Genomic DNA, 15059 nt, shown 5'->3' on the forward strand with positions numbered 1-15059 from the left:
GTTATGGCTATGGTTCCATCAAGATCATTGAAATATAGAGTTTGGGCTACACATATAGGCTTGTGTATTTTCTTATCAATGATTATCTTTCCGTTGTTGATGATAATTGCAATTTCATTCCGTGAAGGTAACTTTGCAGGTGGTGAGATAATCCCAACTAACCCAACATTGGATCACTGGCGCTTAGCTCTCGGATTCGCTGTGACTAATAATGATGGCAGTATAACGCCACCACCATTCCCTGTTTTACTATGGTTATGGAATACAGTAAAAGTTGCAGGTATTACATCAGTTATCATTGTTGCATTATCGACAACAAGTGCTTATGCATTTGCTCGTATGCGTTTTAAAGGCAAGAACACAATCCTTAAAGGGATGATGATTTTCCAAATGTTCCCTGCAGTACTTGCATTGGTTGCTCTATATGCATTGTTTGACCGTTTAGGCCAGTATATTCCATTCATGGGACTGAATACGCATGGTGGTTTGATCTTTGCCTACTTAGGAGGGATCGCACTTCACGTATGGACTATTAAAGGTTACTTTGAAACAATTGATGTTTCGCTGGAAGAAGCTGCAGCACTTGATGGTGCAACGCCGTGGCAAGCATTCCGCTATGTTCTGCTCCCATTATCAGTGCCAATTCTAGCGGTTGTTTTCATCCTGTCGTTCATCGGCTTGGTTGGAGAAGTACCTGTGGCATCATTGCTATTAACGGATGTGAATAATTACACGTTAGCAGTCGGTATGCAGCAATATCTATACCCACAGAATTACCTATGGGGTGATTTCGCAGCGGCTGCTGTACTATCAGCAATACCTATTACTATTGTGTTTTTGCTTGCTCAGAAATTCCTAGTCGGTGGTTTAACTGCGGGTGGTGTGAAGGGTTAATCACAGCCAGCAAAAAATAGAAAGCTTGCCTAAATGGCAGGCTTTTTTTTTGCTTTTATTTGGTGCTGAAAATGGTTCAGAAACACACGTGATTACGCTATTAAAGGAAATGAAATATTCTCTTAAGGATGAACGTTAGGGTTTTAAAGCGACGCTATGACTGCTAGTATCATACTTGTAGGGAATTATCTCTTGAGTGAAGACTTAATGGTCAAACTTGTTTTCTTCAGTCAGATATAACAAGAAGCCTACATTAAAAGAGCTTCTTGGTTAAAGGATAACAATAATAATAAGGCTCATTCCTTTTCACTTAGGGGTGAGTCACTCCTAAGTGTAGAGCTTAACTAATGGTTTGGTCGCCGATCTGTTAAGAATTCTACGCTTAACTTAATATTGGCGTTGCTGCATAGCTGGACTTACCTTTTGTTAGATAAGTTTTATTAGTAACCAGAACCCGGTGCTTTCACCGGGTTTTTTGTATCTGGTATTCTGAATGGTCAGATAATTAGTGGAATTGGTATTAGTTTTAATCACCGTTAAATCCACTTAACACCGCTCTAGCCCGTTTAGTTTACTACTCGAATACTAACCCTCACATATACAATTATTGTCTATCATGATGCCTTTTGGGAGTGATTCTGGCTATTTGATATTTCTATGAGGTATCCTTGGTGAGATGCTTAGGCGGGGTTAATGGGAAAGACGGTTACGACCAGACTCTTTGGCTCTATATAATGCGTCATCAGCCGCTTTTAATACTATGTCTGGATTAGAGGTTGGTTCGCTATCTGCAATTCCAATACTTACTGTTACATGAATATAGCGATGTATAACGTTATTTTTTCGCGTCATACTGCCTTGTTTATCATTGTCTGGACGTTCAGCATAATTTCGAAGTACTAAATTATATTCTGCAATAGCGATCCGTAATTTGTCTAAACATTCTTCACATTGTTCGCTTTTCTTACCTTTAAATAAAATGGTAAATTCTTCGCCACCATATCGGAATATTTGTGCACCTCCTCCTACCTTCGCTATTAACTGAGCCACTAACGTTAAAACGTTGTCACCCGTTTTATGACCATATAAATCATTGAATTTTTTGAAATGATCTATATCTAGCATGGCTAAAGTATAGGTTTTCCCGAGATTCTTTAATTCTGTTTCTAGTGCTCGTCGTCCTGGAATATTGGTGAGTTGATCGATAAAGGCTTGTTCGTGGCTACAAATAATGAGGTTAAACATGTGCAGTAGGGCAGCTAACGTAAAGGCTGAGCAAGAGACTAAGCCATATTGAAAAAAAATGAAGGTTAAGCTGGAGAATAGTACTCCTATAAATACTGCTTGGTCAGAGCCATAATTACGAAATAAAATCATAAACGTGCTAGTGCCAGCGACCACGACTCCCCAGAAAATGAATAAAAGAGGAAGAGGAGAAAAGTGTAATTGTGTTAGTAATCCTGAATTCCACAGCGATGAAAGATCCGATTTTTCAATATATTGAATGAGGATAGTTGACCAAATGATTTGTATTGCAATAAATAAACAAAAGTAGCCTCCAAATAAAGACCATAACCGTTTATCTGGCAGTTTATGCACGAGTAATAAATTGAGCGGTAATAGAGTCGCCAATAAATAATAAATGAGTTTTGTCGTATTATTGGTCAGTGGGGCTTGTAAGTAATTTTGTACAATGTAGTACGCAATTATCATCAATAATGCGACAAGGCTCGTACGCCCTTGATTAAATGGCTGGCTAAGAATAATGATAAGAGCAAAAAGGATATAAGGCAGTGTTAACAGTAAATTTTGATAAACAAGCAACGTTTCACGACCTTCTTTTAATGAGATAACCATTAAGAAAGAGAGTAATGATGGTATTCCAAAGCGAAATCCAGGGTTTCTGAAAATGGAAAATGATAGTAGCTGCACTTAAAGCAATTCCTTTGTCATTGAGTCTATACCCAAGTTACCTCTGAATCTTGCATCTTTAGTTGACTTGGGTATATATGAATTTCAAGGCACATACATATACAATAGACGACATTGAGATGTTAGCTCAGTTGTCTTAATGCATTAGCATTTTATTCTACAAATATTTGAGGGTTTTATTGGCATGATAATGCAGAAGGAGCCTTAAGGCCCCTAGCTGGTAACGCTGTAGGTATTTACTTAATAAGGTAAGGAAATAGCTTTCTTTTCTGTGCGTCTGTTAGATTCTCTACACATTCAACATTGCGCTCAGGAATACCATCAGGATCAGGGTAGTGTTTTAGCACTTTTTCCATGCTTTCTTCTCTAATCAGGTGAAAGATAGGGTAAGGCGAACGATTAGTGAGGTTTTCTGCATCTTCTGGCTCGGCACCATAAAAACAGTAATCAGGGTGGAAGCTGGCAATTTGATAGATGCCACTTTTGTTCATTTGAATGACAAGCCCTTCAACCAAATCAAGAAACTGATTATAGTCATCGAATTCTTTAAATAAGTTGGGTGCAACCACCAAGGTTGTTTCTAATTCTTCTACTGGTGTTTGATCCAATGTTTGCAATTCTTGATAGATAGTTTCCAATAAAACATCTTCTGAAGCGTCTTCGCAAACGTGTATTTTTATTTGTTTATTACGATTAGGTTTTGCGGCAAAAGGACATAAATTCAGGCCAATAACGACGTCTTCTAACCATTGCTGAACATCTTTTTCTACTTGTGACATAGCTGACTCTGCATTTGTTGTAATTATGAAATGAATTGTATCAATCGAGAGATATAATTTTTGTTTTATTTGTTCAATTCATCTGTATTGAAAATAAAAAGGCCAGCTTCTTATGGCTGACCTTTCATTTTAAAAAGAGAAAGTGATTATGCTTTCTCTTCTTCTTTCTCTGCTGTATCCGAATCAACTTCAGGTGCAGGAAACTGCTGTACAGGTTTAGCAACAAGTTGACGTGTTGCTGTTCGAATTTCCGCTAGCTTCACTTCAAAAGTATCACCTAGTTGATATTCTTGTACTGTATCAATAGAAACTGTACCTAAATCACCGCTACAAACAATACGTTGCTTATTATCAACAATTAATGAGCCCGGAATAAATGCCGAAGCACCAATCTCAAGTAAACGAATTCGAATACCAGCACGATTAATATCGAAGATTTCAGCAGTAAAGACAGCTTCATCCTTCACTGCATTTTTTAGCAAGCGAATGTAAAGCCAATCAGCAACGCCACGCTCTGCCATACGGTGTGTACGACGGTGTAATGCAATCTCTTCACCGACAGTATCGTCAGGTTTCTGAGACGGCTCGTTACCTGTAATAACAGCTTTAAGAAGGCGGTGGTTAATCATATCGCCATACTTACGAATAGGAGATGTCCATGTCGCGTAAGCATCTAATCCCATAGCGTAATGCGGAGCTGGTTGATTACCAACCTCACTGTAAGCTTGGAATTTACGTAGGCGGTTATCTAAATACGTTGAATCAAGTGTATTTAACCAACGGCGAAGCGCACTGAAACCTTCTAGGGTTTTCAGTTCTTCTTTTTCAAATGGCGCTTCAACTTTTTGCAAAAATTCCATCGCGGTATCAAGCTTTTCAGGATGGAAACCATTATGAATATTGAAAACACCCGTACCGAATTTATCTCTTAATACTCGACCCGCACAAATGTTCGCTGTAATCATTGCTTCTTCGATCATGCGATTTGAAGTACGGCGAGGATCTGTATGAATTGCGACAACATCGTTGTCGTCACTGAGTTCGAAACGGTAGTCTGGACGATCAGGGAATACTACTGCGTTATTTGAACGCCACTTGCTACGTACATTAGCAAATTGGTGAAGCGCATCGATTTGTTCTGCAATAACGTCGTTAGCCATTAACTTTTCTGACTGACCTTTTTCAATAAGATCAGATACATCGTCATACGCCAAACGAGCCTGAGATTTAATCCATGCAGCAAAGAACGTGATGTCGTCTTGAATATCACCTTCGCTATCAACCGTTACACGGCAACAAATAACAGGGCGTTTCTCGTTTTCAATCAATGAACATAGTTCATCGCTTAATTCACGAGGAAGCATTGGGATATTACGACCAGGTAGATAAACGGTGAATCCGCGCTTACGTGCTTCATCATCCATTTTATCGCCAACAGAGATGTAAGATGTTGGATCGGCAATCGCAATCGTGATTTCGAAGTTACCATCATCTTTCTTAACCGTATGAATCGCATCATCCATATCTTTGGTTGACTCACCATCGATAGTAATGAACGGAATATCGGTTAAATCTTGGCGCTCTAAACCTTCGTCTAGCATATTCCAGCTATCTTGCGGTGCAGGTTCTGCGTTAGGCAGTTCATAGCGGGCAAGTGTTACCCACCATGGTGCAATTTTATCGTTACTGTCTGTGATTTTTTCATTAATCACACAAGTAAACGGTTTGTTTGCATTTGTTAGCGGGTGGCTATTTAGATTTGCTACAACCCAGTCGCCTTCTTTCAGCTCTTCTGGATTCAACCCTTTTATAGCGCGTGCTTTTATTGCGTCTTTTAGCTGTGGGTGATCAGGCACAACGTTTAATCGGTTGTGGATCATCTTCACGCGGCCAATAAAGCGTGTCAGGTTCTGCTCTACCAGCTCCTGAGGTTCAGCAACTTCACGCTCTTTTTCTGTACGAAGCACAGCAATTACGCGGTCACCGTGCATTACGTTTTTCATATAATTAGGCGGAATAAAAAAGCTTTCTTTATTATCAGTTTCTAGAAAGCCAAAGCCACGGTCAGTCGCTTTTACGTTACCTTCTTTTTTAGGAAGGGTTTCTTGAATTTGTTTTTTAAGCTGGGCTAGCAGCGGATTATCTTGAAACATTATGCTCGGTCTCAGAATATTAACCCAGACACTATACGTATTTGGGGCGCTAAAACCAAGATTGTGGAATGTATATTTTGCGAAGATTTGTGCCATTGTCGCTAAACGGTGGCTTTCTATCTAAATATAGGGTCAAGAGCAGTTAATAAATGACACTCAAAATGAAATGATTTCAGCAATACAGTGCAATAACGCTATCCTTATACAATCACCAAAATGGTGATTGTTCTCTTCCTATATACAGAATACGGATACGGTGTTTTTCGGGTCGTAGCCTGTTCTCTGACAATAAAGTGAGAAATAAAATGCCATTCCCACATTTATAGTATGTATTTCTAGAAGAGTAAATAAGGTGAAGAAGTGCTTTTATGCTGCGGGATAGTGCCAATAAGAAGTAATGCTCATAATTGTAATGACCAAGACACATACTTTTTGCCTAAATAGTAAGTGTTTGGAAGTTATTTTGTGACAGCCTTCAATTTTTTCTGGCCTTTTATCGAGTATTGAAGCAGAATATGCGCCTCATATCGTCGAGGCCCATGCTTGTGGTTGCTATTGCAGAACTTGTAAAGCAGAAGGGGCCCCGTTTACGTTAGATTATTTATTGGGATCCCAATGCTAGAATCTGTTACAGAATTTCGCCAATTAGAATTGGCTGACACACTTTTATCTGCTCTTGACTCAATGGGCTTCGTTTCACCAACGCCTATTCAGGCAGCATCAATTCCTCTACTTCTTACTGGTGTGGATGCACTTGGTAAGGCACAGACTGGTACTGGTAAAACGGCTGCGTTTTCACTACCTGTTCTTAATAAAGTAGACCTTTCTCAGCATAAGCCTCAGGCTATCGTGATGGCTCCTACACGTGAGCTTGCGATTCAGGTTGCTGCAGAAATCAAAGTACTTGGTCAGAACATCAAGGGACTTAAAGTTTTAGAGATCTACGGTGGCGCTTCTATCGTTGATCAAATGCGTGGACTTAAAAATGGTGCCCACATTGTTGTTGGTACACCAGGTCGTGTTAAAGACCTTATCTCACGTGATCGTCTGCATCTTGATGAAGTTAGTACGTTTGTACTAGATGAAGCTGACGAAATGTTGAAAATGGGCTTTGTTGATGATGTTACTTGGATCATGGAACAAGCACCATCATCAGCACAACGCGTATTGTTCTCGGCTACTATGCCTCCAATCGTAAAGCAAATTGTTGACCGTTTCCTACGTAACCCAGAGCGCATTGACGTAGCTGGCGAAAACCGTACTGTATCTCAAGTTTCACAGCAGTTCTGGATCGTTAAAGGCGTAGAAAAAGACGAAGCAATGATTCGTATGCTTGAAACTGAAGAGAACATCGATGCGTCAATCGTATTCGTTCGTACTCGTCAAGATACTGAGCGTCTAGCTGATTGGTTATCTGCACGTGGTTGTAAAGCAGCAGCTCTACACGGTGATATTCCTCAGTCTTTACGTGAGCGTACTGTTGACCATATTAAACGTGGTGTAATCGACGTTCTTGTTGCAACTGACGTTGTTGCTCGTGGTCTTGATGTTCAGCGTATTACCCACGTATTTAACTACGACATTCCGTTCGATGTAGAATCTTACATCCACCGTATCGGTCGTACTGGTCGTGCTGGCCGTTCTGGTAAAGCGATCCTATTGGTTCGTACAAACCAAATTCGTATGCTACGCACTATCGAGCGTGTAACTAAATCTCGTATGGAAGAAATTCAACTTCCTAACCGTGATGCAGTTGCCGCTGCTCGCTTGACTCGTTTAGGTCAAGAACTAGAATCACAGAAAGAACAAGCAACGCTTGAAGCTTTTGTTGAACTAGTGGGTAAATTACAAGAAACAATCGATGTTGATGCACCAACGCTTGCAGCGATGCTTCTTCAGCGTCAACAAGGTAACCGTCCTTTATTCTATAAAGGTCCGGATCCAATGATTGCAGCTATTGATCGTGAACAGCAACGTCGTGAGCGTCGTGGTAACGATGACCGTGGTGATCGTGGTACTCGCAACGAACGTGGCGGTGAGCGCGGCGGTGAACGTCGTTCAAACAACAGCGCTGATTGGGATACTTACCAATTACAAGTTGGCCGTGAGCAAGGCATTCAGGTTAAAGATATCGTTGGCGCAATTGCAAACGAACTTGGCCTAAGCAAAGAGTTCATTGGTGCTATTAAACTAGCTCCTTCACATACTTTTGTTCAGCTTCCGAAGAAGATGTCTGCAGAAGTTTCAGCACAACTTAAGAAGCTACGCATTCGTCAAAACGATGTAAAAGCTGTTGTTGTTGAAGGTGAAGTTCTTCGCGAACACCGTCCACGTAACAGTGGTAGCCGTGATGGCGGCCGTGGTGGATACCGTGGTAACCGTGATAGCAATGGTGGCAATGGTGGCGAGCGTCGTTTCGACCGCAATCGTGGTAGCGACAACCGTGGTGGAAACCGTGGTAGCGCGAACAGCGACCGTCCACGTCGTCCAAGCGGTGAGCGTAGTAACAACGCTTAATCTGCTATAAGTCACGTACTAAAATACGTTGATAAGTAAAAAAGCCGCTATATATTAGCGGCTTTTTTGTGTCTGAATTTTAAACTCGCCCAAAGGGAACCACTCTTCTATCAACCGCGATCCTTGAACTCGACTCCCAGTAGTGTTCTGAATGGTCAGATAATTAATGGAATTGGTATAAGTCAGTGATCATAAATTTGCGCAGGTAGAATGGGTAAGAACAAGGCACCTAGTGGTTATACCTTGAAAATAAGTAACACAGCATAGAGCCCAACAAAATTAGCCCTTCGGGAGTCGTTCAGCGTGTCTACTTCTGTGTCAAATGTGCTTGAAAGGGAATGCTATTCCTACATGCATTTTCTTTGAGTTCAACATGCTGAGATCGGCTCTGAATCCGATCTCTACACATTTCCCTTGAATTAAATATGTTGAGAATACTCTGAAACTGACATGTTGAGGAAGGTTGGGTATATGGGGGATTTACATGAAAAGTATATCTAGATATGGAAGCTACACCCTATGTCTAGCTTCCATTGTATGAGGGGGATTACACAGCCATGGCTTCAGGCTGTAAATACTGCTGCCATGCAGTTTGGTATAGATTTAATGACTCAGCTCTAAGTCTCGCTATCTGTGCTAATTCAAACTCAGAGATGTTACGTTCTTCTGTCATGCTTGCACGTTCGATACGTTGGATTTCTTCGTATATCTTGTGTTCAGCACCATTTTTTACCGTAGATATGGCTTCTAAGTGAAGTTGAACTTCTGCAATCACTTGGCTTTTTGGTAAGCGTACTAATAATTTAAAATCACGGTAGCCAGAAGCTGTCGGGCTTTTAAAGCGATTTTTAACCGCAACAACAGAGACTTCTTTATTTAGTAATTCTAATGACTGCATCAAACTCGGTATATCACTTGCTACTAATGAGCATCGTGCCAAATCGGTAATACGATGAGTTTCACCTTGTAACTCTGTCTTGATTTTTTCTTTAGCGCGTTCTTCTGATTTAACTGCTGGCACTAAAGCTTGAGTATTGGAATGCAATGCGATCTCACGAACAAGAGTGTCTAATTCTTGCTGGGCATGTGTTGCTGCATGAAACAGTTGGCTAAAATTACTGTAAGGCTGGGTAATATTCTGTTCTGTCCAGCTATTGACGTTATAAAGGCCACTTAGGCTACGCTGAAAAGACTTTTTACCTTCTTGTGTTTGGTAAGGGGAAACTTCATAGTCAGAATCTGAATATTGAGGTAGTGGTGCAGCGATCGAAGTACGACCGAAGACGATAAGGAGAACGAAGAAAGTACGAAGTACAGATTTCATGTGCATAAAACAACTCCTGTGAAACCCCTAATAGGGCTTTCCATCAAAAACATACATATAAACGGTGACGTAAAAAGTGTGTATGTGTTCTGCTGATTTGTTCTAATAATATTCCTCATGTCTTTTGAATTAATACATATAATAGCGGGTATACCTGAACATAAGATGAATTTAGGTCTACGATAAAAAATACGATGTTTTTTTGTGATAAAGGCCACACTTTAGTAGCCTTAATGATAGTGAATATAAGATGTGGGAATTAACTTACGGCCAATTTAGGCTGTAAATACTCTTGCCAAGCAGAACTATAAAGATACTGTGATTGATTACGTAACTGTCTTATTTTTGCTAATTCAATATCATTTAACTGACGATTATTAGCTTTAGCTATACGTTCAATTGTTTGAATTTGTTCATATAATTGGTGTTCTTTACCATTTTTTATATCAGAAATCCCCTCTAAATGAAGCTGTATCTCTGCAATATGCTGGCTGTTTGGGAGACGGACCAACATTTTCAAATCTCGATAGCCTGATTTTGCAGGTTGTTTGAAACGGTTTTTTACTTCAACAATCGTGACTTCTTTACTCAGAAGTTCAAAAGTTTGCACTAAACTATTTATGTCATTGGCAACTAAAGACCCTCGTGCTAGGTCTGTTAATTTATGTACACTTCCATTCAATTCTGTTGCTATTTTATATTCAGCTCTGTCTCGTGATTTAATGCCCGGTGATGAAGCGCTTGTACCAGTAATCATCGATGTTTGTTGAATAAGTTGCTCTAATTCATTTTGAGCAATCTGGGCTTGTAGATAAAGAGAGCCGAAATCATTCTGAGGTTGTGTAATGTGTGGCAGCCTCCAGGTTGGAATCGCATAGAGACCACTTAACGATCCTTGGAAAGATTTTTTGGACTCCTGTGATGATGAGGGAAGTTCGGATTCTGAATCAATGTAATTGGGCAAACTGGCTGTAGCGATAGGGCTACGGCCTAATACAAATAAAAGAACAAAGCAGGTGCGAAGTATAGATTTGGTACCCATTAAAGCTCCTATATGCACATAACTTAGAAATTAAAACTGCCAAAGTGTGCTGGTTCGGATGAACAACATATCCGTGTACATAAGATATCTGTCTTCATTATCTTGTTTCAATGGGTGAATTGATAAAATGAGAGGTGGTAATATTCAGGTTGTGACGTGCTTCCCATTGTGTACATTTTGAATGATTCATATCAGCTGAAACTCCTATTAAGGTGTAACGAAATATGTATCAGTTCGTGATGTGCATAATTTAGCTGTTACCATTGCTTAGTGGTAAACTAGCTTTGTTTCTTATTTCAATAAATGGATGAATTGTGCAGCAGGATCTAGCGATTGTATTTGTAGTTATTTGGTTGGGATTAACCGTTGGCAGTGTAATGCTGTTTCAACGTGGTTCAGATGTAAAGCGTAAGCGTAAACTATGGCCAATTTATACCATTTTCACTAACACTGTGATTGGTGGGTTTATTATTTATATGCAGCCGCCGATTGTACTCATGTTTAGTTTGTTGGTTTTGCTTATTCCAGTGACTTTCTTAACTATTCGTTCTACTAAATTTTGTGAAGCATGCGGTCAAGTTACACGGACGCCATTTTTCTTAAAGCCAGCAACGAAGTGCAGTCATTGTCAAAAGCCTCTGTAACATTAGCTAGCGACAACATTAGTTAACGGTAGCATTAGCTAACAACGTGAATGTGTTGGTTTCGAAAGTAAACTTGGTTTAGGTTTGTAGCTGAAACCAAGTTTACCGTCCAGTTATGCACTTTTTGTAATAAGTGGATCGACACTAAAATTGATACCCACCCAACCATATTTCATAAAATTGCGAATATTCATGTGATCGACGTTGTCAGGGTTTTGTAATACATCAATACGATAATAGTTACCAAAACACGCTAGGGTTTCTGCTTCAGATAATGCATGCGTTTTAGCAAAAGAGAAGATACGGCAAGAACCTTCATTAGTGCCTATTGCATTAGTGAGTGTTTCATTACCTAAACCATTTGTAAAAGCTGCAGGTGAAAAATCATAATGCTTATTAATGGTCTCTATGACTTTTTCAAATGCGATCGATTCAGGGCTAGTTTTTAATCTATGAATAAGCGCTTCCATGGCTTTATCTCTCCAAAATTTATAGTGCTTGGTTTTTAACCATACTGGTTAGTTTATTAAAGAATAAAAAGGGCTATAAAAGCCCTTTAAACGTATTTTTATGATACTACTTAGCGTTTTTAAGAGGCTTATTTACTTTTTTTAGCTTGTTGCTTTAGCTCAAAATCAAGCTCATCTGGGAATATGACTAAGCCATCTTCATTTTCATTAGGGAAAATAACAATAGCAAGTCCATCATCTTCTAGTCCATGCGTCCAGCGGCTGTGCCATTTGTTTATTGAGATAGCTTCTGCTTTGCATGTATCCCATTCGCCCGTCGCCCAAGCTTCTGCGAATTCTTTGTTTGGCCATACTGGAACACAATCTTCGTCATCTGTATTTAGCATAACGCAGCCATGTTCATCGATCAGGATCCAAATTTCACGATTAGTGACAACTTCTTTAACTAGGTATTTGAAACGTTTTTCTGCATCATAACCTTTTATCGTTTCGACCATCGTTGGCTCTAAAGGTGTAGACATGATTTTGTTCCTGTTGCATCTGAGTATAAGGCTAATATGATAAATCAAAATTACACTTTAGTCTTATATTGCATCTGGAAACTTTATGACAAGTTTATACCCGAGGTCCTTAAGGTGCTTGCAAAGCTCACTTTGAACATAAAAAACCGCTATGTAAGCGGTTTTTTTAGGGCTTGAACCCGGGCCATATAAAGATCGTGACTATTTTAGGGTGTAAGGAATACGAACAGTAAGTTGGAAGTCAGGGGCATCTGCTGTTAATCCTGCTGATGCACCAACATTGATGGTGGTATCACGGCTAACAGCATAGTTAGCACCTACAGAAAGGGAATCTAACTGTAAAACTTTTGCATTAAAGTTTTCCACACCACTGACCTTTGATTTAAAGATTGTCTTGTGATTCAAGCCAAGGCTGAATGAGAACTTAGGGTTAACAGCAAAGCCCATACCGGCACCAAAAGAAATGGTATCTCCAAGATCAATGGATGCTTTTGTTCCCGCTAAATCCACATCATCTTCAATATTCCAGATATAGCTCGTATTCATGTAAATTACAGCAGGATCGATTGGCATTATCATCGTTAAGCCTGGCTCTATGCTTGGAAAGCCTGAGCCAGTTGGCAAATCATCAGGCGAACCTTCATAAGGTGAGTCGCCTGTTGTACTTTTGAAGCGTAAACTACCTATCCAATAAGGGGCGGTATTCATATTGAGTTGGTATTTAAACCCCGCCTCAATATCACCTAAACCATTTCCATCTAAATCAATTAATTTATCTTCTTCTTGTCCTATACCAGCAGAACGCTCAGAAATTGAATCACTCCTATATACCCAAGGGATTCGCACTTCTACTTCTAATCGGTTTGTTATGCCGTAACGACCAGATAGACCAAATGTTATTGTTGTTCTATCAATGTCACTCGCTTGTATTAACCCCACAATTAAAGAGGGTAGTACCGAGTAACCAACAACAGAGATAGTATTTGATGAATTTTGCGTATAAGACAGTGAGGAATCAATAACAAATGATCCCCTTGGTGTTAATACTCCTGGCTGTTCAAAAATATCTGCAACAGTTTGAACTCTTTTAGGTTTTTCTTCTTTAGTCTTTTTATTCGGTTCTGCATCCTTTGCTGGATCCTCAGCCGCTACTACAGCAGTACTAAAACATAAAGCAAGAAGCGCAATTAGGCTTTTATATTTGAATTCTTTCACGATTTCCCCACTTCGATACAAGGTAGTCCATAAAAAAATGTAAGTTGGTAACAAAAAAATACCAAGCAATAGAAAAAGAGTAGTAGATGATAAGTTAAGCTGTTAGTTATTTGTCTCAGAATAATGTCTTATATTTAAGATGGCGATGAAGCAGTCTTATAAATAATAAATGTAATATTTATGAGTTGCTGTATTTTTATTTGGAAATGTGAGTATATAAATTGTCGGAATTAAAATTAAGTTTTTATATTTAAAAAACTTTGAAGTTATCAAAAATAATACAAGGCAGTGATTTTACAACACTACTATTAAGTTATCTCGCAGCACATTGCGGGTAACTATAAAAAAAACAACACAACATATTTGGAGTAACACTATGCGTAAAACTAATCTCGCACTTCTTGTGGCAGTTGTTGTTAGTTCACCAATAGCTCTGGCAAATTATTACCCACCTGCACCCGTGAATTCAGGGAACGATAATACGGATATATACAAAAATGATGTTGGTAATAAGGATGTTGATATTGATAAAACAGATAGTCATGATCTTTATGTCGATGTTGATGATTCATTTAATCATGAATCGAATTACGACACCACAACAGATACTGAGACAAATTATACCAAAAACATTAGCCGTGATTATGATAATGACACATTAACAATGAAGAATGTCAATAATGATGAGAGTTACTATAACCAAGACAACAGCGATAATAGTACAGTTTGGAAAGATACTCTTAATGTAACTGAAGATATTAGCTGGGATATTAATTTAGAAGAGAACCATTATGTATCTACTTCTTATTTAAGTGGTTATGTTACTGACAACGAAGTGAAATATGGTGGTGCATGTTGTGACGGTGATGGTGGCAGTGGAGGTTATGGCCATGGTGGCGGTTATAATGATGATGATGGTGGCATGGGGGGTGACTTCTTTGTTGACCAGTCTAACTCTATGATGGACTCATTTAACGGTTCTTCCGGTATCAGCATGGCTGGTCAAAATGCGGGTAATAACTCAATGCTTCAGCAAAGTGCTAGCACAAATGCTGTTCTTGTTGGCTATTAAGATAATTACTGGGGATTACTAAGTGTAATTCTCAGGAGGATGTTATGAAATATTTAACACTGATAGTTGCAGTATTAATTACTTGTAGTGCTGCTGCAGATGAGTTGGATATTCTAGCAAGTTCTGAAATGCTAAGCGATACATCAATGAATCAATCTCGTGGCGGTCAATATGAGTTGAACATAGATGTAATGCATGCTGAATCAGACATGTACGGTGATGTTCAAGGAAATGGTGCCTACAATAATACGACAGGTGCCAATATGATAACTGAGGGTGCATTTGGTGAGTCATCTGGTATTTTTAATGTAGTTCAAAATACTGGTAATAATGTTCTTATCCAAAATGCAACTGTAGTGAACTTGACGTTGAAGTAAGCTGTTAGTGTATCTAAGCTGACATATAAAGAATATGTCAGCGACGACTCTACAGACCATTAATTAGGGGTTGTTTTATAGGGACTAACATCATTACTTAATACATGATTGCTTTTTAT

Annotated in this window: 13 protein-coding genes; 5 read left to right on the top strand and 8 right to left on the bottom strand. The window is 39.2% G+C overall.

The annotated features are described in order from the left end of the window. Positions 1-3 precede the first annotated feature (3 nt). Positions 4-894 (top strand): maltose ABC transporter permease MalG, encoded by an 891-nt coding sequence (gene malG, locus C9J12_RS25000; RefSeq protein ID WP_011220507.1) that lies wholly within the window; start codon positions 4-6, stop codon positions 892-894. A gap of 690 nt (positions 895-1584) precedes the next feature. On the opposite strand, the gene C9J12_RS25005 is transcribed toward malG, so the two are convergent. The 3 genes from C9J12_RS25005 to C9J12_RS25015 all read right to left on the bottom strand — a co-directional run bounded on the left by C9J12_RS25005 (position 1585) and on the right by C9J12_RS25015 (position 5758). Beyond that, positions 1585-2826: a GGDEF domain-containing protein gene (locus C9J12_RS25005; protein WP_107245182.1), complete on the bottom strand. Its 1242-nt coding sequence runs from the start codon at positions 2824-2826 to the stop codon at positions 1585-1587. A 236-nt stretch (positions 2827-3062) separates the two neighbouring features. Next, the gene (locus tag C9J12_RS25010; protein WP_107245183.1) at positions 3063-3605 is read right to left on the bottom strand and encodes a DUF1415 domain-containing protein; all 543 of its coding nucleotides are present in this window, start codon (positions 3603-3605) and stop codon (positions 3063-3065) included. A gap of 146 nt (positions 3606-3751) precedes the next feature. Beyond that, positions 3752-5758, bottom strand: coding sequence for an exoribonuclease II (locus tag C9J12_RS25015; protein ID WP_107245184.1), 2007 nt, complete (start codon positions 5756-5758; stop codon positions 3752-3754). A 615-nt stretch (positions 5759-6373) separates the two neighbouring features. On the opposite strand from C9J12_RS25015, the gene C9J12_RS25020 reads away from it, so the two are divergent. After that, the gene (locus tag C9J12_RS25020) at positions 6374-8275 is read left to right on the top strand and encodes a DEAD/DEAH box helicase (protein WP_107245185.1); all 1902 of its coding nucleotides are present in this window, start codon (positions 6374-6376) and stop codon (positions 8273-8275) included. 547 nt (positions 8276-8822) lie between these two features. On the opposite strand, the gene C9J12_RS25025 is transcribed toward C9J12_RS25020, so the two are convergent. Both C9J12_RS25025 and C9J12_RS25030 read right to left on the bottom strand, forming a co-directional pair. Then, the gene (locus C9J12_RS25025; RefSeq protein WP_107245186.1) at positions 8823-9605 is read right to left on the bottom strand and encodes a nucleotidyltransferase family protein; all 783 of its coding nucleotides are present in this window, start codon (positions 9603-9605) and stop codon (positions 8823-8825) included. 253 nt (positions 9606-9858) lie between these two features. Further along, the gene (locus C9J12_RS25030) at positions 9859-10641 is read right to left on the bottom strand and encodes a nucleotidyltransferase family protein (RefSeq protein ID WP_107245187.1); all 783 of its coding nucleotides are present in this window, start codon (positions 10639-10641) and stop codon (positions 9859-9861) included. Between the two features lie 314 nt (positions 10642-10955). Between C9J12_RS25030 and C9J12_RS25035 the strand changes: the two genes are divergently transcribed. Further along, positions 10956-11285: a hypothetical protein gene (locus C9J12_RS25035; protein ID WP_107245188.1), complete on the top strand. Its 330-nt coding sequence runs from the start codon at positions 10956-10958 to the stop codon at positions 11283-11285. 113 nt (positions 11286-11398) lie between these two features. Here the strand turns inward: C9J12_RS25035 and C9J12_RS25040 are convergent, their stop codons facing one another. The 3 genes from C9J12_RS25040 to C9J12_RS25050 form a co-directional block, all read right to left on the bottom strand. Beyond that, positions 11399-11755, bottom strand: a complete 357-nt coding sequence (locus C9J12_RS25040; protein WP_107245189.1) for a HopJ type III effector protein — start codon at positions 11753-11755, stop codon at positions 11399-11401. Positions 11756-11883: 128 nt separating this feature from the next. After that, positions 11884-12276, bottom strand: coding sequence for a DUF2750 domain-containing protein (locus C9J12_RS25045; protein WP_107245190.1), 393 nt, complete (start codon positions 12274-12276; stop codon positions 11884-11886). A 201-nt stretch (positions 12277-12477) separates the two neighbouring features. Then, positions 12478-13491: a transporter gene (locus tag C9J12_RS25050; protein WP_107245191.1), complete on the bottom strand. Its 1014-nt coding sequence runs from the start codon at positions 13489-13491 to the stop codon at positions 12478-12480. A 376-nt stretch (positions 13492-13867) separates the two neighbouring features. On the opposite strand from C9J12_RS25050, the gene C9J12_RS25055 reads away from it, so the two are divergent. Together C9J12_RS25055 and C9J12_RS25060 are read left to right on the top strand one after the other, a co-directional pair. After that, complete coding sequence (locus tag C9J12_RS25055; protein ID WP_107245192.1) at positions 13868-14563, top strand: hypothetical protein; 696 nt, start codon at positions 13868-13870, stop codon at positions 14561-14563. A 44-nt stretch (positions 14564-14607) separates the two neighbouring features. After that, a complete protein-coding gene (locus tag C9J12_RS25060; protein WP_011220519.1) occupies positions 14608-14940 on the top strand; it encodes a hypothetical protein in 333 nt (110 codons plus the stop codon). Positions 14941-15059: the final 119 nt, after the last annotated feature.

The sequence above is a fragment of the Photobacterium frigidiphilum genome, from assembly GCF_003025615.1.
Taxonomy (GTDB): domain Bacteria; phylum Pseudomonadota; class Gammaproteobacteria; order Enterobacterales; family Vibrionaceae; genus Photobacterium; species Photobacterium frigidiphilum.

Excerpts from the sequence above, each read along its gene's own strand:
- malG (WP_011220507.1), top strand. The coding sequence starts at position 4 with ATGGCTATGGTTCCATCAAGATCATTGAAATATAGAGTTTGGGCTACA.
- C9J12_RS25010 (WP_107245183.1), bottom strand. The coding sequence starts at position 3,605 with ATGTCACAAGTAGAAAAAGATGTTCAGCAATGGTTAGAAGACGTCGTT.
- C9J12_RS25015 (WP_107245184.1), bottom strand. The coding sequence starts at position 5,758 with ATGTTTCAAGATAATCCGCTGCTAGCCCAGCTTAAAAAACAAATTCAA.
- C9J12_RS25020 (WP_107245185.1), top strand. The coding sequence starts at position 6,374 with ATGCTAGAATCTGTTACAGAATTTCGCCAATTAGAATTGGCTGACACA.
- C9J12_RS25025 (WP_107245186.1), bottom strand. The coding sequence starts at position 9,605 with ATGCACATGAAATCTGTACTTCGTACTTTCTTCGTTCTCCTTATCGTC.
- C9J12_RS25030 (WP_107245187.1), bottom strand. The coding sequence starts at position 10,641 with ATGGGTACCAAATCTATACTTCGCACCTGCTTTGTTCTTTTATTTGTA.
- C9J12_RS25040 (WP_107245189.1), bottom strand. The coding sequence starts at position 11,755 with ATGGAAGCGCTTATTCATAGATTAAAAACTAGCCCTGAATCGATCGCA.
- C9J12_RS25045 (WP_107245190.1), bottom strand. The coding sequence starts at position 12,276 with ATGTCTACACCTTTAGAGCCAACGATGGTCGAAACGATAAAAGGTTAT.
- C9J12_RS25055 (WP_107245192.1), top strand. The coding sequence starts at position 13,868 with ATGCGTAAAACTAATCTCGCACTTCTTGTGGCAGTTGTTGTTAGTTCA.
- C9J12_RS25060 (WP_011220519.1), top strand. The coding sequence starts at position 14,608 with ATGAAATATTTAACACTGATAGTTGCAGTATTAATTACTTGTAGTGCT.